The organism is Amycolatopsis sp. NPDC043889, assembly GCF_056435645.1.
The window spans coordinates 261,463-281,265 of record NZ_JBWKEC010000008.1 but is presented as its reverse complement, the minus strand read 5'-3'; the positions used below and the strand labels follow the sequence as shown (position 1 = coordinate 281,265).

Below are 19,803 nucleotides of genomic sequence, written 5' to 3'. Positions count from 1 at the left end.
CGTCGCCCAGGCGACCCACCCACCATTTTCACGCGCTCAGCACGCCCCACCAAGGCCACAAGGACTAACCCGAAACGCCACTCACGACCCCCTCGTGAAATCGCCTATCCGGGCATCAGTCGGACATTGAGTCGCGCCGTACGGGCGTCTCTCGTTCCGCTGATCGTTCGGGGCGGCCATGGCGGCGATACTCCCAGGTTCCGGGGGCGATTCGCGAACGGAAAGTGCCGTGGACCTCGGTTGGGTGTCGTGCCTACGGGCCGTAAGGCAGGATGGAGGGACCTTCACCCGATCGAGGGAATAGATGTTCAGCTCCCGTGCCCGTCAGACTACTGCCCTCCTCGGCGCAGCCCTCCTGCTCGCGGGGTGCGGCAGCGCTCCGGAACAGCGGCGGCCGCCCGTCACGTCCGAGGCGCCGCCGTCGAGCCAGGCGCCGGACGGGTCGTTCACCGTGGTCGCGACCGGCGACGTGCTGATCCACCCCGCGCTGACCGAACAGGCGAAGGAAGACGGTGGCGGCAAGATCGACTACCGGCCCCTGCTGGCCGGGATCAAACAGCTGATCTCCGGGGCCGACCTCGGCATCTGCCATCTCGAGACCCCGCTCGCGCCGAAGGGCGGGCCGTACAGCGGCTACCCGTCGTTCAGCGCGCCGCCCGAGATAGCCGGCGCGCTCAAGGACACCGGGTACGACAACTGCTCGACGGCGTCCAACCACACGATCGACCAGGGCGTGGACGGCGCGACCAGGACCCTCGACGAACTCGACGAGGCCGGGATCAAGCACACCGGCTCGGCGCGTTCGGCCGAGGAGGCGAAGAAGCCGCTGATCGTCGACGTCAACGGCGTCAAGGTCGCTCAGCTCTCGTACTCCTACGGGTTCAACGGGATCAAGGTGCCCGCGGGCAAACCCTGGCTGGTGAACCAGATCGACGCCGAAGACGTGATCGCCGAGGCCAAGGCCGCGCGGAAGGCGGGCGCGCAGGTCGTCCTCGCGAGCCTGCACTGGGGCACCGAGTACCAGCACGACCCGACCGCCGAACAGCGCTCACTGGCGAAGAAACTCCTCGGCGACGACTCGATCGACCTGATCATCGGCCATCACGCGCATGTCGTGCAGCCCTTCGAGCAGATCAACGGCAAGTGGGTCGCCTACGGCCTCGGCAACAGCGTCGCCCGCCATTCGGAGCCGAAGGGTTCGACCGAACAGGGCGCGGCCGCGCGGTTCCGGTTCGTGCGCGACGGCGAACGCTGGAAGGTCGACAAGGCCGAATACGTCCCGACGCTGGTCCAGCTCGGCCCGCCGATCCGCCTGCTCGATCTGACCGCGGGACAGGCCGGGAACGCCGGCGCGGAAGCGCTCAAGGCCACCGACGAAGTTATCCTCAGCCGCGGCGCGGGCGACCGGGGGCTGACCCGCCCCGGCCGCTGACCAGAGGGGGCAGGGGCGGGCTCGTCCCGCCCACCCCTGCCTTACCGCGCCCGCTTTCAATACCGTCGCCGTACCACCAGTTTCGCGAGGGCCGCGAGCTCGGCGCCTGGGCGGTGCACCGGGTTCGAGACGGCGAGATGGTGCAGCGCGCCGGTCAGGAGCGCGTCGGCCTGCTCCTGACTCCAAGCCCGGCCGCCCGCCCGTTCCACCAGCTCGGCCGCGTGGGGCAATTCCGCGGCCTCGAGGTTTTCCTTGCGGTACAAGGCATCCAGTTCTCGCCCGGCTTCCGTCCCCGAGTGGAGCGCGGCCACCACCGGCAGGGACTTCTTCCGGTTGGACAGATCCGAGTGGACCGGTTTGCCGGTCACCGCCGGATCGCCCCAGATCCCGAGTAGATCGTCGATGTGCTGGAACGCCAGCCCGAGTGCCCTCCCGTACTCGGTCAGCCGGTCGACCTGATCCCGCCTCCCTTCCCCGGCCAGCGCCCCGAGCGTGCACGACGCCCCGAGCAACGCGCCGGTCTTCCCCTCGGCCATCCGTACGCATTCGGCGGTGTCGACGTCACCGCGTTCCTCGAACTTCAGATCGGCGCTCTGGCCCTCCAGCAGGTCGATCACGGCGGTGCTGAGCACCCGCAGCGCGGTCTGCCCGAACGGGGCCAGCACCTCGAAGGCCCGGCACAGCAGGGCGTCCCCGGCGAGGATCGCCGCGCCGGTGCCGAAAACGGTCCAGGCCGTCGGGCGGTGCCGCCGGGTCGTGTCGGAGTCCATCACGTCGTCGTGCAGCAGGGAGAAGTTGTGCACCATCTCCACCGCGACACCCACCGGGACGGCGATTTCGGCGTGCCCTCCGACCGCCTGCGCCGACAGCAGCGCGAGCGTCGGCCGCAGGGCCTTCCCGCTGTCCGAAGTGGACGGACGCCCGTGTTCGTCCCACCAGCCGAAGTGGTAGCCGGCGATGAGCCGCATCGATTCGGGCATGCCGTCGACGGCCTCGCGCAAGGCCGGGTCGAGCAGATTCCGGCTCCAGGTCAGCACTTCACCGGCGGGCCGGGCTCCGGTATGGGTCTCGATGGTCGTCAACGGACTCCCTTTCAGTCGACCCGGTGAACTGCTGTTTTTCGCAATTCGTGGATACCCATTCGAGTGGGGTGGTGGCAAAGTCAACATAGCAAGGGGTAATGCCCGGGCAAACAACTCGATCGGGTTCGCGGAAATGTTCACCTGTTTGCCGGACCGCCCCGGACGCGCGGCCGGGGCGGCCGTTCGGGTGCCGAAGCTACGCGAAATGCCGGTATACGGCGGAGTCGGTGACGTCTCGTGGTGGCGACTCACTCGGTCGTGAAGCCGCGCTCTCCGACCGGTGGCGCGCCTTTCCGCCGCGTATCGGAAATTGTTTCGAGTGCTGAGAAATTGGGCCGAGCCGGTGATGATCCACTTGCTGTTGTCCGCCGCTGGTATGAATTGATTCAACCGGTCTTTCCCGTTCGGTGAAGGGTGAACTAGCTTCAGCAGTCTCCGTGGGAAGGACTCGAATGGGTATTTACCTGACCGGCATCGCGTGGGTCGTCGGCGCGGCGGCCCTCGCGTGCTTCGTCGGCTACCTCGTCCGCAGGTTCGGCTGGGACGAGGGACGGCCCGACAACAACGACGCCGCCGGTCAGGTGTTCACCATCGTCGGCGGGCTGCACGCCGTCCTGGTCGCGTTCGTCCTGATCTCGCTCTTCGACTCCGCGAGCGCGGCGCGCGAGGGCTCGTACCACGAGGCGGACAGCCTGGTCGCCGCCGTCTGGGCCGCCGATTCGCTGGGGACCGAGGTCAAGGACGAGGTGCGGAAGCTGAGCGCGGAGTACCTCACCACGGTCGAAAAGAAGGAGTGGCCGCTGATGGCCGGGGGGCAGACGAGCATCCCCGATCTCGGCTGGACACAGCTCGACCACTTGCGCAAGGCGGTGGACAAGGCCCCGTCGGACGACGACTGGTTCCGTGAGCGCAAGGCCGAGGCGGCCACCCAGCTCTGGCAGGTCTACGAGGCCAGGCAGGACCGGCTCAACGCGGTCGTGGGCGGCAGGGTCGGTGGTGTCGTCTGGTTCGCGCTCATTCTCGGCAGCCTCATTTCGGCGTTGCTGCCCAACCTGTTCGGCGGTACCCGCCTGGCCGCGCACCTGGTGATCGTGTCCACGCTGGCCGGCACGGTCACGTTGCTGCTGTTCGCGATCTACCAGCTGCAGAACCCGTTCGGCGGTGGGGTGCGGATCCCGCCGGACGCGTTCACCTCCGCGCTGGCGAGGATCTCTTGAACCGGTGAGCACTGTGGACCGGGTGACGCGGACGGCGGCGACGGTGGCGGTCGCCGGCCTGGTGGGGGCGTCGGCGCTGCTGGCCCCGATGGCCGCGCGCGCCGCCGAGTCCTGCCTGGTGGTGCAGGCGGAGACCGGGTCGCACGGGAAGTCGAAGCTGCGCTGGCTCGACGCCGGATCGGGGACCACTTCGCGCGTGACCGAACCGGGTTACCGGCTCAACGCGCTCGGGTACTCCGCGACGCGGAACCTGGTCTTCGGTGTCGCGGAAGGACTCGGCCGGGGCGCGCACGCGGTGACGATCGACCGTGACGGGAAGACCCAGGACCTCGGTCCGATCACCCGCGCCGGGAACCGGCTGCCGTTGTGGAGCCCCGTCGCCGGAGTGACCGCCGGCGCGATCGGCGGGAATTCCTGGTATCTGCTCAGGAACGGCACACTGTACACAGTGGACTTGTCGCCGGGGGAGCGGTACCTGCGGGTGATCAGGACGGTGTTCCTCCGGCCGATCACGCTCGCCCACGACGTCAACGATTTCGCGTACCACAACGGATTGCTCTACGGCGTGTCCACCACCTGGCGCGGGAAGGGCGCCGTGATCACCATCGATCCGGCGTCCGGCAAGGTCCGCGAAGCCGAAGGCACGCGTTTCCCGCCCGCTGACGTCTACGGCTCGGTCGTGCTCGGCCGCGACGGCGCCCTGTACGCCACGGCGAACCGGATCGGCGGGCGCAGCGTGCTCTACCGACTCGACCGAAGCGGGCAGGTGACCGTGGTGCGTTCGGGCCCGCCGCTGGCGGGTTCGGACGCCGCGGGTTGCCTCACCGCGCCCGAGCCGCCGAAGCCGGAGCCGCCCAAGCCGACTCCGACACCCACGCCGACACCCACTCGGACTCCGACGCCTTCCCCGACTCCGTCCCCCAGCCCGTCTTCCACGCCCTCGCCCAGTCCGTCTTCGTCGCCGAGTTCCAGTCCTTCACCGACTCCCTCGCCCACGCCGTCGTCGAGCCCGGCGCCCACTCCGGCACCTCAGGTGGTCCCGCCGCCCGCTCCCGCGCCGAAGCCGTCTCGTTCGGCCGCGCCCCGGGAACGGAAGGAGGAGGTGGCGGAGACCGATTCCCTTGCCCGCACGAAGGAGAAGCGGCGATGGGGATTGACCGCGCTGGTGCTGATCCTCGGCGGCGGCGCGGCGGCGGGTGCCGTCCGGCGGGCCCGGTGACTCAGTACTTGAACTGGTCCACGTTCTCGCGCGTGATGAGCAGCGGGTCACCGAGGAGCACGGTCTTCGTGTCTTCCTCGTACTTGATCGCGGGGAGTTCGAGGTTGACCTTGTTCGACGGGCTGAGCCGTTTGCCCTCCGCGATCTGCTTGCCCGCCCACGCGGTGAGGTAGCCGAGCGATTCGACGTTCCACAGCACCGACAGCGACGCGGAACCGTCCAGCAGGTACGGCTTGATCGCCTGCGGCGTCCCGACGCCGACGGTGAAGACGCGGCCGATCTTCTGCTGCGACCGCACGGCCTCGGCGACCCCGGGCGCGGACGTCGTGCATTCGCCGACCAGGCCGGTGAGGTCCGGGTACTTGGCCATCAGCCCTTTGGCCAGCGCGGTGGCGTTGTCCTTGTCCTCGCCGGCGTAGACCGTCTCGACGAGCTGCGCATGGGGGTACTCCGTAGCGGTATACGCGCGCTGAACCGCGATCCACGCGTTGAGGTTCTCGGCGGTCTCGCCGCAGGAGACGATCGCGTACTTGCCCGCGTTCCCCATCTTCTTCATCAAGGCGTCGGTGAGCGCCTTGCCGACGCCCTCCGGGGTCGCCTGGTTGACGAAGAGTTCGCGATCGGTGCCGGGCGCGTCGGTGTCCGAAGTGATCACATGGACGCCCTTGGCCCGTGCCTCGGTGATCGCGGGGGCGATCGCCCTTGGATCGTTCGGCGCGATCGCGATGACGTCCACCTGCTGGTCGACGAGGCCGCGCACGATCGAGACCTGCGCCGCGGGGTCCACCGTGACCGGGCCGGTCGAGGACCATTCGACACCGAGCTGCTTGGCCGCGGCCTGCCCGCCGGCGTTCATCGCCTCGAAGTACGGGATGCCCGCGACCTTCGGCACGAACGCGATCCGGATCGGCTTCGCCGCCGTCTCCGCCGGTTCTTCACCGCCGCCACAGCCGGTCAGCCCGAACACCATGCCCCAAGCGAGCACAGTGGCAACGACGAGCGTCTTCGTCGGCCCTCGCATCTCCACCCCATAGTCACGGAACTACCTGAACCAGCCGATCGGTCTACGCGCGGTGGAGACCTCCGGCGAAACTAGGGGTCCTCGGTTACCCCGGTCAACCGGATGAGCGCAAAGGGTTACGGAAGTGAGTTCATCGACCTGGGCTGATTACCGGGTCGACCTACGGGGGTCACGGTGAGCGACCACGAGACACGGATCACTGCGCCATCTATACGGGTGGGGGGTATGTTCTCCGCATGAACGAGACACGGCATGGAGCAAGCTGGTCGATGGCGGCTTCGGCGACTCTGCACTGTCTCACCGGCTGTGCGATCGGTGAGGTCCTCGGCATGGTGATCGGCACGGCGCTCGGCCTCGGCAACGTGGCGACGATCATCCTCGCGGTGGCGCTCGCTTTCGTCTTCGGCTACGCGCTGACCATGCGTGGCGTCCTGAAGTCGGGCCTGCCGTTCGGCACCGCGCTCAAGGTGGCGCTCGCGGCCGACACCGTGTCGATCGCGGTCATGGAGATCGTCGACAACGGGGTCATGCTGGTGGTGCCGGGTGCCATGGAGGCGGGGCTCGCGAGTCCGCTGTTCTGGGGCGCGCTGGCGTTCGCGCTGGCCGTCGCGTTCGTGCTGACGGTGCCGGTGAACAAGTGGATGATCGGGCGCGGGCTGGGGCACGCGAAGGTCCACGCGCACCACGGCGGCCATGAGGGTCACGGTGGTCACGAGGGGCACCACGCGCATTGAGCGCCCTTCGCTGCACGGCCGCGGCCCAAGAGGTCTTCACTGCCTTCAAAGATGCCGCTGCGCGTGAAGGCCCCCTTTCCTCTGCTCAGCCGAGGAAACTCGAACTTCACACCTTGCCCAAGTACATGAAGGCCCTCTTTCCTGTATCTAGGCGCAAGGAGGGGGCTTCTATGTACTTCGGACGGGCAAGGAGTACTGTTTCGGGTCGTCAGAACGACCCGAAACACTCACGACCTCACCGTCGTCAGACGCTCGACAGGTCGATCGCCCTGTCGATCTCCTTCGGCATCAGCACCCGCAGAATGCCCTCCAGCAGGTAGTAGTCGGCGTAGGGCAACGAAACCTCGACGCCGTCCTCGGCCCGGCGGTTGCGCGTCCCCCGCGCCACGATCGCCTCGGCGCGGGTGGACTTCGTGGTCAGGCAGGTGTCGCACAACGCGGTGAGGATCCGGATCGCCGCCTCGCGGTAGTGCGGCCGGTTCGCGACCTTCGCCAGGTCGAGCAGGCCACACGCCATCACCGCGCCGGCCGAGGAGTCCTTGATGTCGTACGGCGCCTGCGGTGCGAGGTAGTCCCACACCGGCACGGCGTCCGGGGTGAGGGCACGCAGCGCGAAGTCGGCAAGGCGTTGCGCGGTCCGCAGGAACAGCGGGTCGCCGGAACGCCGGTACATCGTGGTGAACCCGTAGATCCCCCACGCCTGACCGCGCGACCAGCAGGACGCCGGGCTGTAACCCTGCACGGTGTTCGGGCCGATTTCGGCGCCGGTCTCGGGGTCGAAGTCGAACACGTGCGGCGTCGAACCGTCCGGGCGCAGGAAGACCCGTTCGGTGGTCTTCGCGTGGGAGACGGCGATGTCGAGGTACTTCCGGTCACCGGTCTGCTTGCTCGCGAAGGTCAGCAGATCCAGGTTCATCATCGTGTCGATGATGACCCGGCCTGCGTTGTTCGGCGTGCCGAGCGCGCCCCACGCTCGGATGAACTTCCCTTTTTCGTTGTAGCGCTGGATGAGCGACGCGGCGGCGGTGAGCGCACCGGCGCGCCATTTCTCGTCGCCGGTGAGCCGCCAGCCGGTCACCCACGACGGGTAGAAAAGGAATCCTAGGTCGTGGTCCCGCGTCTCGTGCTGGCGCGGCGCGAGCTTTTCCGCCGACGCCATGGCGAGGGTGCGGAATTGCGGATCGCCGCTGTAGATCGAGGCGAGCCACAAAGTGCCCGGCCAGAATCCGCCGATCCAGCCGCCGTTCTGCGAATAGGTCCATTTCTCGAATCGGGTGATCTCCGGAAAGGCCGTCACGCCGGGTGCGACGGCCCGCAGCTTGGTCACCGCGTAGTCGGCCGTTCGGCGGAAAGTCCTTAGTCCGTCGGCCTCTTCCCCGGCCGCACTGGCGGCAGGGGTGATCGTCGTCGCCGCGACGGCGGCACCGGCCGCCGTGGTCAAAAGGGTTCGCCGGGAAACGCTCACAATACCCGCCATTCGTCAGTGGGAAATGCGTCACGGGAGTTTCGCACGACGATCACGGCATTGTGAAGACCATTCAAGGTTGTGAATAAACGGCTCACTCAGCGGGACGGATGTTCGAGTTGTGCCGGAACACGTTGTCCGGGTCGTGCGCCGCCTTGCCGGTGGCCAGCCGCGCGTACTTCTCCGCGCCGAACGCCGTGCGCACCCGGTCTTCGTCGTATTCGTTCATGAAGTTCAGGTAGCCGCCGTAGTTGTTGGAATGCGGCAAGAGTTCTTCCCGCAGCGCCCGCGCCCAGATCCGGTCGGCGGCCAGGAATTTCCGGTGTCGGGGCGGTGTCACCAGACCGACGACGAACCCGGGCGTCCGCGGCCCGCCGAACGCGGTCGCGTCGTCGGGCACAGTCGAGAACGTGTCCTGCAGTGGCACGATCGGCAGCACGGTCATCGGCGACGCCTTGTCCGGCAGGCGCGCGGCGATCACGTCGATGACCTTTTCGGACAGTGAGGCGACGTACAGCGACTTCTCGTAGGCGAGAATGCCCCGTGGCGCGGTCGGGTCGAGCAGTTTCTGCAGCTCCGTGTACCGCATCGGGGTGACCAGTTCGAACGCCGCGGGCAACCCGCCCCGGATCCGCTCGACCAGCCGGGCGTCCCGTTCGGGACCGTCGAAGCCCCGTCGGTCACGGCGGAACCGCTGAAACTGTGCCCGCCGCCGCGCACGGTGATCTCGAGACCCTTGTCGCGGCCGAAGGCCAGCGCGGTGACCACCGCACCGGACAGACTCCGGCGCAACGCGGTCGTTTCGGGCCGGCTACCGCACAGTCTCGATGGCGGACGCCCCGGCCCCAGGTCCGCCCGCGCGGGAAAAAGGGCGGACGAAAGGGCGAAGGCCCGGCGTTATGGGGTACGCCGGGCCTTCGCGATCTGTGTTCGACCTTTGAACCCGCGACCGCGATCGACGTCGCCAGGGGCGCCCTGCCACCGCGATAGCGAGGCCTTCGGCCGAAGCGGGTTCAGGGGGTCACGAGCACTTGGGCGCCACCGGCAGGTCCGAGCCGGTCTGCACGTAGGTGTCGGAGACGTAGTGCCCCGGGCCGATCCGGTTCCAGATGTTGCTGGTGCCGAACCTGCCGGTGACGGTCTCGCCCTCGACGTAGCACTCGATGTTGACCTTCGCGTAGTTTGCCGCGAGGCCCTTGATCGCCGCGGTGGTGCTCGCCGAGGCCCGGACGTTCATCGGGTCGCCCGCGGTGGTGATGACGCCGGTCGGGCCGGAGCCGGTCCACAGGTAGGAGACGTTGACCCAGCCGTTGTCCGTCATCTTCAGGCCGTCCCAGAAGGTGCCGTCCGCGAGGTCGATCCCCGCCGGGTTGGCCACCTTGCGGCCGAACTCGTCCTTGCCGCCGTTGTAGCCGTCCTGGTACGCCGCCTGCGCCTCGGGCTTGCCCTGCGGCAGGTTCTTCCACATCTGGCGGGTGGCCGACGGGTTCCAGTAGTCGTCCTTGGTGTTCCACGGGCCGACGTCCCACACCGGCGCGTACTCGCAGCGGCTGTTGTCGGTGCGGCAGATCCGGACGGTGTAGTTGCCGGTGTTCTTCGGCGCCAGGCCACGGCCAGAGGGGAGGGCGACGAAGTGGTCGCGGGACTTGATCACGTGGCCGTTGGCGGTGGTGCCGCCGACGAGGCCCTCGCGGGTGCCGTAGACCCGGTACGTCAGCGGGGCCGCGGCCGCGCCGATCGCGTTGACCTGCGGGCCGACATCACCCTGAAGGGTGATGTCGCTGACCTTCGCGGTCACGCCGTCGGTCACCGTGCGCAGTCCGACGCGGACCTGGACGGTGGAGACGGAGGCGGACAGGTGGGCGGCGCCGCCCTCGGTGGGCGTCCACTCCGTCCAGTCCTGGGAGTTGAGCTTGCCTCGGACGTCGACCTCGACCTCGGTGCCCTTCGGCGCGTCGGCGGTCACCTGGGCGGTGACGCGGTTCACCGGCTTCCCGAGCTTCTGCTCGGCGAGCAGCAGGTAACCCTGGCTGCCTACGGAGTCGGGTTTTCTGTGCCAGGCGGCGTTTTCCAGGCTGAGCACGCCGCCGTCGCTGCGGACGTTGACGTCGTCGCCGTCCACAGTGGACAAGTCGGCGCGCCAGCTTCCCTCGGGCGCCGCGTTCGCGGGGCTGGCGGCCAAGGCGGTGACCGCCCCCACGGCCAGCACGGCCGCCATCACCCGGCGGGCCTTAACGGTCCGGACCATTCCGGTCTCCCTTCGAGCACTCTCGGTTGCCACGAAGGGAGCTTCGCCGGGGCGTGTACACGATCGATACAAAAGCAAGTCGGCACCTGATCGCGGTGGGTGAACCCGCAATCAGGTGCCGAAGTGCGAAAAGGTCAGGCGCTCGCGGAGTCGTTGTAGGAGGCTTCGGCCGCTTCCTGCAGGCGCGAAGCGAGTGCGGATTCCTGTGGCCGCGCGGAGAGTTCCCGCCACAACGCCAGTGCGCGCTCCGAGTAGGTCCGCGACCGCTCGGGCTGGCTCAGCGCCTCGTGCAGTTCCCCGAGGAGCTGGGATACCTCGGCCTCGGACCGGCGGTCCCCGTTGCGCCGGTGCACGCTCAGCGAATTGACCAGCAGCAGCTGCGCGTGGGCCAGATCGCCGCTGTGCAGATACAACTCGCCGAGGTTCTGGTTCGCGTAGCCGACGCAGTGGTCGTCGCCGAGTTCGTTGAAGATCGCGATGGCACGGTCGACCCACTCCCGCGCGCCCGCGAGGTTGCCCTGGTGCTGGCGCAGCATGGCGAGCCGTTTCAACGCGTGCGCCTCCCGGTGCCGATCACCGATCCGGGCGGACTGGTCGAGCGCCTCGGTGAACCAGCGTTCCGCGTCGGCGTACCGGCGCCGCGCCAGCCACACCGCGCCGATCGCGATGCGCGCGACGGCCTCGCCGTGTGGATCGCCTGCCGCCGAGAACTGGTCGAGCGCCGCGTGACAGTGCTCCAGCGCGACGGTGTCCTCGCCCTTGATCCGCAGCACGGTGCCGAGCCCGGCCAGCGCGATCGCCGCGCCCCGCGCGTCGCCGATCTTGTCGAACAGCAGCTGCGACTGCTCGAACGCGATCAGGGCCTCGGCGTAGCTGTCCTGGTACAGCTGGATCTGCCCGAGGTTGCGCTGGATGATCGCCTCGCCGCGGACCTCGCCGGAGCGGCGCGCGGCGGCCAGCGCGACGGCATGGGTGTGCATCCAGTCGTCCTGGTGACCGCGCTGGTCGAAGTACGGGGCCAGCGCGGCGGCGAGACGCCAGGCCAGCGAGTCGAAACCCAGGTCGGCGGCCAGCGAGACGGCGGCGACACAGGTGTGCCGCTCGGCGGCGAACCACGCGGCCGGGTCCTCGATCAGATGCGCGGTACCCGGTGGCAGCGCGGGCTGGACGGCCGTGTCGTCCCGGTAGAGCCCGAAGAAATGGATCGGCATCCGATCCGCGGCCTCGACCGCGAGCGCGAGATAGCCCTCCAGCACCCGTTTCGTGGCGTCGCGCGCCTTCGCCGGGACGTCCTGCGCCCGGAGTTCGAGGGCGTAACACCGCAACAGGTCGTGCAGGCGGTAGCGGGGCTCGCCGGTGGCGTCCGAGCCGCTGAGCTCGACCAGATGAGCGTCCACCAGTACATCGAGGACGTCCTCACCGTGCGTGCGGCCGAGCAGGGCCGCGACCACCCAGCCGGGGAACTGGACCGAGCCGAGCCCGCCGAGGCCGCGGAACGCGGTCGCCGCCGACATCGGCAGGAGGTCGTAGCTGAGGGTGACACTGGCCCGCACGGCGAGATCTCCGACGCGGAGTTCGTCCAATCTTCGTCTTTCGTCGCGCAGCCGGTCGGCCAGCACGCGCAACGTCCAGCCCGGCCGATGGGTCAGCTTCGCCCCGGCGACCCGGATCGCCAGTGGAAGATATCCGCAGTGGCGGAGGATCGCGGTCGCGCAGTCCGGCTCCGCGGCGACCCTTTCCGCGCCGACGATGCCTTCGAGCAGCTTCGCGGCCTCGGCCTCGGGCAGCAGGTCGACGTCGACCGGGGTGGCCCCGGCCAGATCCGGCATCCGGACCCGGCTGGTGATCAGCACCGCGCAGGAACCGGCGCCGGGCAGCAGCGGGCGGACCTGCGCCGCGCTGCCGGCGTCGTCGAGGACGACGCACATCCGCAGGGTCGCGAGCCGGGAACGCAGCAACGCCGCGCGCTCCGGGAGATCACGCGGCAGTCCCGCGTCGGGGACGCCCAGCGCGCGGAGCAGCTCGGCGAGCACGGTCATCGGAGGGCGGGACGAGGACGACGTCCCGGCGAGGTCGACGTGCAGCTGACCGTCCGGGAAGTCGTCACGGACCGCGTGCGCCACCCGGATCGCGACGGAGGACTTGCCGATCCCCGGCGCCCCCGACAGCACCGCGATCGCGGGTTTTCCCTGCTCCCGGCGGTCGTGGAAGAGACCGACGAGTGCGCTGACCACCTCGTCGCGGCCGGTGAAGTCCGGCAGGTCCAGCGGCAGCTGGCAGACCGGCGTCACCGGCACGGTGAGGGCGGCGGTCACCGCGTCCTGGGTCGCGGACGGCGTGAGGACCAGCGAAGCCCGCAGTTCCCGCAGCCGCGGCCCCGGTTCGGTGCCGAGTTCCTCCGCGAGCACCTTCTCGGCCGTTTCGTAGGCCTCGATCGCGTCGGCCGTGCGGCCGTCGGCCCGCAGCGCGACGATCAGCTGCTGCCAGAGCTCCTCGCGCAGGGGATGTTCGGTGACCAGGCCGCGCAGTTCGGCGACGGCTTCGGCGGTCCGGCCGAGTTCGATCCTCGCGCGCAGGCGCTGTTCCTGGACCGCGAGCCGCAATTCCGTCAGCCGGGCGACGGTCGCGCCCCAGCCGTGGTCGTGGGGGAGACCTTCGAGGACCTCGCCGCGCCACAGCGCTTCGGCTTGATCCAGCAGGCCCAGCGCGGATTCGGCTTCCCCGTGGCCGAGCGCGTCCTGCGCGCGGGTGGCCAATTCGCCGAAGCGGATGTGGTCGATCTCGTCGGGGGTGGCTTTGAGGATGTATCCGGATGCCCGGCTTCCGATGCGCTCCCCGAGCTCGGGGTCGTGGTCGGCGAGGCGTTTGCGGAGTGAATGGACGTAGGTACGGATGTTCGCCGCCGCCGACCGGGGAGCGGACGAAGGCCACAGGACCTCGATCAGCAGTTCGGTGGAGACGACGACGTTGGGCTGGAGCAGGAGAGCGGCCATCAGCAGCCGGGGTTTGGGCCCGCCGAGCGGCACCACCTGCCCGTCCACCGCCACTTCGAGCGGACCGAGAACGCGAAACCCGAGAATAGTCACCTAAACCGCCAATACGGCAGGAGCCCCATATCCGCCGATAATATTGCCGTCCCGCCATGGTTGGCTAGATCCATTCGCATGCATGTGCAGACAGCCGGTCGGCGTTTGTACGTGATGTGTACGACGCCGGTCGACGCTGAAGTCATGAAGCGTTCAAGTGTCCGGCGGCTCGCCGGTTTCTTTCTCGTGCTGGTGACGGCGGGCGCCTTGGGCCTCGCCGGAGCCACTCCCGCACTGGCCGCGGCCACCGGGACCGTGAAGACGGCGGGTGATCCGCTGAACGTCCGCCGCGCCCCGAGCACCTCCTCGACCGCGGTGCGCACGGTGGCCAACGGCGCCACGGTGACCATCGACTGCCAGACGGTCGGGACCTCGGTCACCGGTCCGCTGGGTACCACGACGTTGTGGGACTACGTCCCCGCGCTCGGTGGTTACATCTCGGACGGCTACGTCTACACCGGCTCGGACCAGCGGATCGCACCCGACTGCGGAGTCGGCTCCGGCAGCGCCGAATGCTCCACCGGCGTCTGCGCGGGTGAGGGGCGGTTCCGCTCGTCGGACGCGCATTTCCTCGTCTACGACAGGAACGCCGACGGCAAGTCCGCCGTGGTCGCGTACTGGCTGAAGGGTGGCGCCGGCCCGTTCTACGTCTGGGCATCCGGCGGTAACGGCACCCACGTCGACAAGGCCGTGCCGGTCGCGAAGGGATCGTGGGTCTATTACAAGGTCTGCGTCGCCGACGCCGCCGCGAATCCGACGCTCGAGGCCTGTAGTGGCGGCATCACCGATTACGCCGCGTGAAATCCCTCCCCGTTCTTTCCCCACTTCGAAAGGTTGAATTTTCATGGGCCAGGTGAATCGGCGTGCGGTACTCCTCGGTGGGGCCGCGGCGGTTTCGGCTGCGGCGTTGTCGTCGACGGTGCCTTCGTGGGCGAACGCGAGAACACTGGCGGCGGCGCCCGCCATCCACGACCCGTTCCAGCTCGGTGTCGCGTCGGGTGACCCGCTGCCGGACAGTGTCGTGCTGTGGACGCGGCTCGCTCCCGCCCCGCTGAACCCCGACGGTTTCGGCGGCATGCCGGACGCTTCATACACAGTGGACTGGGAACTCGCCAACGACCAGGCGTTCTCCTCGGTCGTGCAGAAGGGCACCGTGACCGCGGCGCGTTCCTCCGGGCACAGCGTTCACATCGAACCGGTGGGCCTCGAGCCGGGACGGGAATACTTCTACCGGTTCAAGACCAGCGGCCACATTTCGCCCGTCGGCCGGACGCGGACCGCCCCCGCCGCCGGTGCGGCGGTGAACCAGCTGAAGTACTGCTTCTCCTCCTGCCAGCATTGGGAGGAAGGCTGGTACCACTCGTACAAGGGCATGCTCGCGGACAACCCGGATCTGGTGCTGTTCCTCGGCGACTACATGTACGAGCGGAAATCCGGCCGTGCCGCCGCCGACCGGAATCCGCGCAAACTGGCGTTCACCGAGGACGTGAAGACGCTCGCCCAGTACCGCGCCCGGCACGCCCAGCACAAGACCGACGCCGACCTCCAGAACGCGCACGCGATGGCGCCGTGGATCGTGGTCTTCGACGACCACGAGGTGATGAACAACTGGAACGGCACCACCAGCCCGGCGACGGACGCGCGCAAGGCCGCCGGTTTCCAGGCGTTCTACGAGAACATGCCGATCCGGTCCACCGCGAAGCCGAGCGGCGCGTCGATCCGCCTGTACCGGCAGTTCGGCTGGGGGAACCTCGCCCGGTTCCACATGCTCGACACCCGCCAGTACCGCAGCGCGCAGGTGCCGGACCCGTCCGGTTCGGCGGGCCCGTCGTGCACCGACATGCGGTCGACGTCGCGCAGCATCCTGGGCACGGCGCAGGAGGCGTGGCTGCTGAAGGCGCTGGAGACGCATCCGGCGAAGTGGGACTTCCTCGGCCAGCAGGTCTTCTTCGCCACCCGTGATGGTGACGGGAACAAGGCGACCTGTGAGAGCCCCGATTCCTGGCAGGGTTACGAGGCTTCCCGCGACCGGATCGCGAAGGGCATCGTGGACCGCAAGGTGCCGAACCCGATCGTGCTGACCGGCGACGTCCACCGGCACTGGGCGGCCGACCTGCGCCGCGACTACTTCAACCACAGCGACCCGGTGTTCGGTTCGGAACTGGTGACGACCTCGGTCACGAGCAACAGCGACACCGCGACCGATCCGTCTTCGACGTGGCTGTCGAACAACCCGCATGTCAAGTACTGCCGGGGAAAGCGTGGTTACGTGCGGGTGACGGCGTCGCAAACGCAGATGCGGGCGGACTTCATGACGGTTTCGGACACCACTGAGTACGACTTCTCGAAGGTCGTCCTGGCCGCGGACCGCAGTTACGTCGTCGAGGCGGGGAAGCCGGGACTCCAGCGGGTGTAGCGGCCTCGTGAGTGGTAAGGACGGTTCTAACCAACCCAGGATTAGGACACACAAGCACCCGTATGGCCTAACGGGGCGGGTTTGACCAGGTCACGAACATGGAGTGGGCGCCGTGAGCCTTGGTGATCTCGCCTTTCGCCTTCCGGGGTGTTCGTCCGCTCCATTCCGTCTGTGAGTGACGCGGTGCTCGCCGGGCTTTGTCCGGCGAGCACCGCTTTCTTGATCACTCCCGAGGACGTTTCGCCTGATAGAGAGGCTAAAAGGCAGTTTAGCGGGACACTCTTTCCGGCCCAGGGGCTTCCCTGGCCTAGGCCCGGACAGAGTGAAAGGACCCGAGGAATTGGTCTTTCAAGATCAGGCGGCACGAGTGTGTCGCAAGTTAGACGACCGGTCTACTGAGTTGGAGGTGTCGACGTGTCCTGTGTGGACGCGGACACGGGTGTTTCTGACCGACGAGTTCATGCGGGAGGACTGGGAACCGACGTCGAGCGGCTGGAACGAGCGACACGGGTTCCGCGTCGAGCTGTCGGTAGATGGGGATCCTGAGCTGACGTTCGTCGTCACGGTGGATGCGGCCAATTCAGATGAGGCGGGGTGGCTCGCCGGCATTCGGCTTGGGCGCATCATCGCGCCGGGTCACTTCATCACGCGCTTCCGTACGGAGCGTGTGGACGATGAAGTCCCGCTGCCCGCCCAGAGGCGGGGGGTGCGTCCGTGATCCGAGGTGTACTTCAGGACGGCGAGAAGGTCGTCCCGTCTCAGTCGTTGATCGAGTGGCAGGTGCCGGTCCAGGAGGGCTGGACCGTCACGATCAGGCCCGACGAGATCGACGAGAACACGACGCCTCTGGACTTCGAGGTGGGCCGGTACTCGGCACACGACTACCGCGACTTCCTCGGGAAGCGCCTGCTTTTCATCGTGGTGGTCGCCGGGGTATACGGCCTCGAACGCACTCTGCTTGGTTCGGAGGAGATCGTCGGTGTCGAGTGGCGCCGAGATGGGAGGCCGCAAGACCTCCACATCGCTCAAGCCGATGTGGACAAGCTCATCACCACCGGCGAACGCAAGTGGCTGACGACGAACGCCGTCTACCACGCGATCCAGGCGGGTGGGTCATGATGCCTAACCACCGCCCCGCCCTGTACGGGTTGCGCGCCAAGATCCTTCGGCCGCACACGCACGGCCAACTGGACCGCAGCAGGATGCTCAGCGGAAACCCGACGATCGGTGACGTCTTCATCGTGGGCGATGGTGTTCCGCAGGCTCAGCCGGTGCGTGAGGGTTGCCCGCTGGTTCTGCTGAAGGAGACCAGGGCTGGATACCCGGCGGCGCGTCCGGCGGACCCCTGTCCTCCTGGTCGCTACGGGTACATGGCCAGCGGCGCGTACATCGTCCATTCCAGCTGCTACGAGGAGTGGATCGAGCTGTTCGGGCACTCCCTGCCGATCCCGCTGCATGACTACACGGAACGGAGGTCGGCGTCCTGATGGTCACCTTGCACAGCAACGTCACGATCGACAACTACGCCGAGGTCTTGCAGGTCGCCGAGGCGGCGATGGAGGCTGCGAAGGAGAAGCGCGACCACCTGGAAGCGAAGTTCGAGGGACGCACGGCGCCGCGTTCGAAGTTCGAGACCGATCCGGCCATTGTGTCCGGTATCCGGCGGCGGACGAGCGGGACGCAGCGGCAGCGCGCGGACCGGAAGTTCGAGCTGGATATGGATGCGTACAAGGAGTTCCAGAACGCTGAGCAGACCTATCAAGGTCGTCTCGCGCGTGTGACCAGGCTGCGGAAGTCGGTGCCGGTCCCGTTCACCGAGGAGGAGTTGAAGGCCGCCAAGGCAGTCCGTACCGGTGACGGCTGGTTCCGTCTGCTCAAGGTCAACCGGGTCACTGTCGGGGTGGACGCGGGGTTCCCATGGCCGCTCAAGGTCAACCGTGACCGGATTCTGGAGGTACACCCGAGTGCAGGAGGAGAAGTGAAAAACGAGCTCGCGGTCTTCTTCGAGGCGGGCCGAAAGGCGTTTCTGGCGGGCGAGTCCCGCGCGCCCGTTCTGAATCCGGTCGTGCGTGAGGCCATCAAGGACATGGAGGTCGGGACCGGAGCGGCCGCGATTATGCTCGCGTTTCAAGAGGGGTGGATGGCCGCGTGCGCCGAGAGCGGCGCCACGGTCCATTTCGTCTCACCGGGCAACCCGGAGACGTCGGCCTGCGCGACCAGTGCAGTCGAGCCGATCCTGTCCGGTGATCCGCGGGCCGTCAGCTGCGAGCGATGCCACGCCACCGAGGACTGGCGGGCGTACGCGGAGATGGCCGACGTCGTCGATAGCCTGCCGGAGGCGACCGAGGCCGAGGCGGACCGGATCGCGATCTTGCGGAAGGCCGTCGCGGACTTCGTGATGGTGAAGATCGACGGCGCGGTCATCGATCCGCAAACCGCCAACGCGATCGTCACTGTCTACGACCACCCGAAGATCGCGGCCCACCCGACCTTCCGGGATAAGTTCGTCACCATGCCCGTCCTGGTGATGGCGAACCTGGCGTGGAAGGTGATCAGCAAGCGGTAGTCCAGAGAGGACAGAGCCCCCGGTCACCGTGGTGGCCGGGGGCTCTGTCGTTCGCCGAGCGGTAGCCGGGGCGCTTGCGCTGGAATGACACGCGCCACATCGAACTCGTTCGGGTCCGCCGCGCGTCGTCCCTCGTCCGGGGAACAAACACCCCTTACTTCGGCGCCGTCTGCGCACGCGAGGACGCTCGCGGAATAGGAAGTGGACGGAAAGCCTTACTGTGGCTCGGGTTCCTGTGCTGTCGGCGGAAGTGAGGCTTTGTCACTCGCCCGGTGTACTTCACGCTGAGAAACCGGAAGGTCTTGCCGGGACAGCTTTTCGCAAACGCGCCGGGACGTTTTTCCCGTGTTGACGGGGAAAGTCGATCATGCTTACGGTGGCGTTCACATTCAGCGGACCACGCGCTTCACGCAGACGCCCATACACCTGCCGACCGTTGCGCTTGAGTGAGACGAAAGGTCACTCGCATGACGGTCTCCGTGTGCGTGCGCAGCTTGCCTGCGCTCGTGGAACTGGTGAACACCCAAGGCACTCAACGAGAACTAGCCCGGAAGATCGGGATGAGCGCTACGGCGATCAACCTGCTCTTGCAGGGCAGGCGCGACACTGTCCGAGTCGACACCGCCGCCCGCGTCGAGGACGCGCTCGGTGTCGACCGGGGCGCACTGTTCGTCTTCACCGACGTCGACCTGGTGAGCCCGTATACCCGCCGGGACGCGGCATGAACGCCGGTCTGGATCGCGCGTGGACCGAGGCGTTCTATGCAGAGCAGGGGCTCACGCTGCTGGATCCCGAATGGGCCGCGATCGAGCAGGCGGTGAGCACCGCCCCGCCCGTGCCCGATGATGTCGCCGAGCAGATCGCGACCGTGGTCCAGCCGGTCATGCCTTTTCCGACGCCGCCCGCTGATACTCCGAGCGCGCGGAGACGTCCGCCGCATCGGCGAGCGGAACGCGCGGCCTAGCGCCAGGCCGCGCTGGCGTGCCCGTCCTGGCTCGGAAGCCCCCTTCCCCAGGGCGGGCACGCCTTCCACCCCTTCGACGCGAAAGGCAGGAGATCCACTATGGCCGATCGGCCGACTCACGCTCTCACGGTGCGGCCCGCCGTGGTCGAGGCTCCCTTGTGGCTGCTGTGGCGAACCGCCTACGCGGCCAGCACCGCCCTGGCCGCGACGGGCGACAAGGCCGCCCGCTACCTCGACGCCTACCGCGACTCCGATCCCGCCCAACGCCATCTCGCCGCCCTCGTCGCCGCCACGACCTCGCTGGTCATGGTGCTCGCGACCGTCCTGATCACCCTGCTCACCTGATCCGGAAA

Annotated in this window: 19 protein-coding genes; 13 read left to right on the top strand and 6 right to left on the bottom strand. The window is 68.1% G+C overall.

From position 1 onward, the window contains the following. Nucleotides 1-304: 304 nt before the first annotated feature. Entirely contained in the window at nt 305-1,432 is a 1,128-nt protein-coding gene (locus AC0685_RS18675; protein WP_478226666.1) for a CapA family protein, read from the top strand. A gap of 56 nt (nt 1,433-1,488) precedes the next feature. Here the strand turns inward: AC0685_RS18675 and AC0685_RS18670 are convergent, their stop codons facing one another. Beyond that, nucleotides 1,489-2,514 (bottom strand): family 2 encapsulin nanocompartment cargo protein polyprenyl transferase, encoded by a 1,026-nt coding sequence (locus tag AC0685_RS18670; RefSeq protein ID WP_478226665.1) that lies wholly within the window; start codon nt 2,512-2,514, stop codon nt 1,489-1,491. A 452-nt stretch (nt 2,515-2,966) separates the two neighbouring features. Here AC0685_RS18670 and AC0685_RS18665 point away from each other — a divergent pair, with 452 nt between their 5' ends. Together AC0685_RS18665 and AC0685_RS18660 are read left to right on the top strand one after the other, a co-directional pair. Further along, the gene (locus AC0685_RS18665) at nt 2,967-3,731 is read left to right on the top strand and encodes a bestrophin-like domain (protein ID WP_478226664.1); all 765 of its coding nucleotides are present in this window, start codon (nt 2,967-2,969) and stop codon (nt 3,729-3,731) included. Between the two features lie 4 nt (nt 3,732-3,735). Then, complete coding sequence (locus AC0685_RS18660) at nt 3,736-4,950, top strand: DUF6923 family protein (RefSeq protein WP_478226663.1); 1,215 nt, start codon at nt 3,736-3,738, stop codon at nt 4,948-4,950. Nucleotide 4,951: 1 nt separating this feature from the next. Here AC0685_RS18660 and AC0685_RS18655 read toward each other — a convergent pair whose 3' ends face one another. Then, entirely contained in the window at nt 4,952-5,977 is a 1,026-nt protein-coding gene (locus AC0685_RS18655) for an autoinducer 2 ABC transporter substrate-binding protein (protein ID WP_478226662.1), read from the bottom strand. Between the two features lie 263 nt (nt 5,978-6,240). Here AC0685_RS18655 and AC0685_RS18650 point away from each other — a divergent pair, with 263 nt between their 5' ends. Continuing rightward, a complete protein-coding gene (locus AC0685_RS18650; protein ID WP_478226676.1) occupies nt 6,241-6,705 on the top strand; it encodes a DUF4396 domain-containing protein in 465 nt (154 codons plus the stop codon). 244 nt (nt 6,706-6,949) lie between these two features. Here the strand turns inward: AC0685_RS18650 and AC0685_RS18645 are convergent, their stop codons facing one another. The 4 genes from AC0685_RS18645 to AC0685_RS18630 all read right to left on the bottom strand — a co-directional run bounded on the left by AC0685_RS18645 (nt 6,950) and on the right by AC0685_RS18630 (nt 13,504). After that, a complete protein-coding gene (locus AC0685_RS18645; protein WP_478226675.1) occupies nt 6,950-8,170 on the bottom strand; it encodes a glycoside hydrolase family 88 protein in 1,221 nt (406 codons plus the stop codon). Between the two features lie 94 nt (nt 8,171-8,264). Beyond that, nucleotides 8,265-8,789, bottom strand: coding sequence for a BBE domain-containing protein (locus AC0685_RS18640; RefSeq protein WP_478226661.1), 525 nt, complete (start codon nt 8,787-8,789; stop codon nt 8,265-8,267). Nucleotides 8,790-9,191: 402 nt separating this feature from the next. Continuing rightward, nucleotides 9,192-10,418 (bottom strand): hypothetical protein, encoded by a 1,227-nt coding sequence (locus AC0685_RS18635; protein ID WP_478226660.1) that lies wholly within the window; start codon nt 10,416-10,418, stop codon nt 9,192-9,194. Nucleotides 10,419-10,552: 134 nt separating this feature from the next. Further along, on the bottom strand, nt 10,553-13,504 hold the full coding sequence (locus tag AC0685_RS18630; RefSeq protein ID WP_478226659.1) for an AfsR/SARP family transcriptional regulator: 2,952 nt from the start codon (nt 13,502-13,504) through the stop codon (nt 10,553-10,555). Nucleotides 13,505-13,648: 144 nt separating this feature from the next. Here AC0685_RS18630 and AC0685_RS18625 point away from each other — a divergent pair, with 144 nt between their 5' ends. The 9 genes from AC0685_RS18625 to AC0685_RS18585 all read left to right on the top strand — a co-directional run bounded on the left by AC0685_RS18625 (nt 13,649) and on the right by AC0685_RS18585 (nt 19,795). Continuing rightward, nucleotides 13,649-14,305, top strand: coding sequence for an SH3 domain-containing protein (locus AC0685_RS18625; protein ID WP_478226658.1), 657 nt, complete (start codon nt 13,649-13,651; stop codon nt 14,303-14,305). Nucleotides 14,306-14,348: 43 nt separating this feature from the next. Beyond that, the gene (locus tag AC0685_RS18620; protein WP_478226657.1) at nt 14,349-15,920 is read left to right on the top strand and encodes an alkaline phosphatase D family protein; all 1,572 of its coding nucleotides are present in this window, start codon (nt 14,349-14,351) and stop codon (nt 15,918-15,920) included. A 439-nt stretch (nt 15,921-16,359) separates the two neighbouring features. Continuing rightward, nucleotides 16,360-16,638: a hypothetical protein gene (locus tag AC0685_RS18615; protein ID WP_478226656.1), complete on the top strand. Its 279-nt coding sequence runs from the start codon at nt 16,360-16,362 to the stop codon at nt 16,636-16,638. Continuing rightward, nucleotides 16,635-17,039: a hypothetical protein gene (locus AC0685_RS18610; protein ID WP_478226655.1), complete on the top strand. Its 405-nt coding sequence runs from the start codon at nt 16,635-16,637 to the stop codon at nt 17,037-17,039. Before AC0685_RS18615 ends, AC0685_RS18610 begins: the two co-directional genes overlap by 4 nt. Next, nucleotides 17,036-17,407, top strand: a complete 372-nt coding sequence (locus AC0685_RS18605) for a hypothetical protein (protein ID WP_478226654.1) — start codon at nt 17,036-17,038, stop codon at nt 17,405-17,407. Before AC0685_RS18610 ends, AC0685_RS18605 begins: the two co-directional genes overlap by 4 nt. A gap of 47 nt (nt 17,408-17,454) precedes the next feature. After that, on the top strand, nt 17,455-18,486 hold the full coding sequence (locus tag AC0685_RS18600; RefSeq protein WP_478226653.1) for a hypothetical protein: 1,032 nt from the start codon (nt 17,455-17,457) through the stop codon (nt 18,484-18,486). Nucleotides 18,487-18,953: 467 nt separating this feature from the next. Further along, entirely contained in the window at nt 18,954-19,211 is a 258-nt protein-coding gene (locus tag AC0685_RS18595; protein WP_478226652.1) for a helix-turn-helix domain-containing protein, read from the top strand. Next, nucleotides 19,208-19,450: a hypothetical protein gene (locus AC0685_RS18590; RefSeq protein ID WP_478226651.1), complete on the top strand. Its 243-nt coding sequence runs from the start codon at nt 19,208-19,210 to the stop codon at nt 19,448-19,450. Before AC0685_RS18595 ends, AC0685_RS18590 begins: the two co-directional genes overlap by 4 nt. A 99-nt stretch (nt 19,451-19,549) precedes the next feature. Further along, nucleotides 19,550-19,795: a hypothetical protein gene (locus tag AC0685_RS18585; protein ID WP_478226650.1), complete on the top strand. Its 246-nt coding sequence runs from the start codon at nt 19,550-19,552 to the stop codon at nt 19,793-19,795. Nucleotides 19,796-19,803: the final 8 nt, after the last annotated feature.

Bases quoted from the DNA above. Each gene is read 5' to 3' on its own strand.
- AC0685_RS18625 (WP_478226658.1), top strand. From the start codon at position 13,649: ATGAAGCGTTCAAGTGTCCGGCGGCTCGCCGGTTTCTTTCTCGTGCTG.
- AC0685_RS18620 (WP_478226657.1), top strand. From the start codon at position 14,349: ATGGGCCAGGTGAATCGGCGTGCGGTACTCCTCGGTGGGGCCGCGGCG.
- AC0685_RS18595 (WP_478226652.1), top strand. From the start codon at position 18,954: ATGACGGTCTCCGTGTGCGTGCGCAGCTTGCCTGCGCTCGTGGAACTG.
- AC0685_RS18635 (WP_478226660.1), bottom strand. From the start codon at position 10,418: ATGGTCCGGACCGTTAAGGCCCGCCGGGTGATGGCGGCCGTGCTGGCC.
- AC0685_RS18585 (WP_478226650.1), top strand. From the start codon at position 19,550: ATGGCCGATCGGCCGACTCACGCTCTCACGGTGCGGCCCGCCGTGGTC.
- AC0685_RS18675 (WP_478226666.1), top strand. From the start codon at position 305: ATGTTCAGCTCCCGTGCCCGTCAGACTACTGCCCTCCTCGGCGCAGCC.
- AC0685_RS18650 (WP_478226676.1), top strand. From the start codon at position 6,241: ATGGCGGCTTCGGCGACTCTGCACTGTCTCACCGGCTGTGCGATCGGT.
- AC0685_RS18590 (WP_478226651.1), top strand. From the start codon at position 19,208: ATGAACGCCGGTCTGGATCGCGCGTGGACCGAGGCGTTCTATGCAGAG.
- AC0685_RS18605 (WP_478226654.1), top strand. From the start codon at position 17,036: ATGATGCCTAACCACCGCCCCGCCCTGTACGGGTTGCGCGCCAAGATC.
- AC0685_RS18665 (WP_478226664.1), top strand. From the start codon at position 2,967: ATGGGTATTTACCTGACCGGCATCGCGTGGGTCGTCGGCGCGGCGGCC.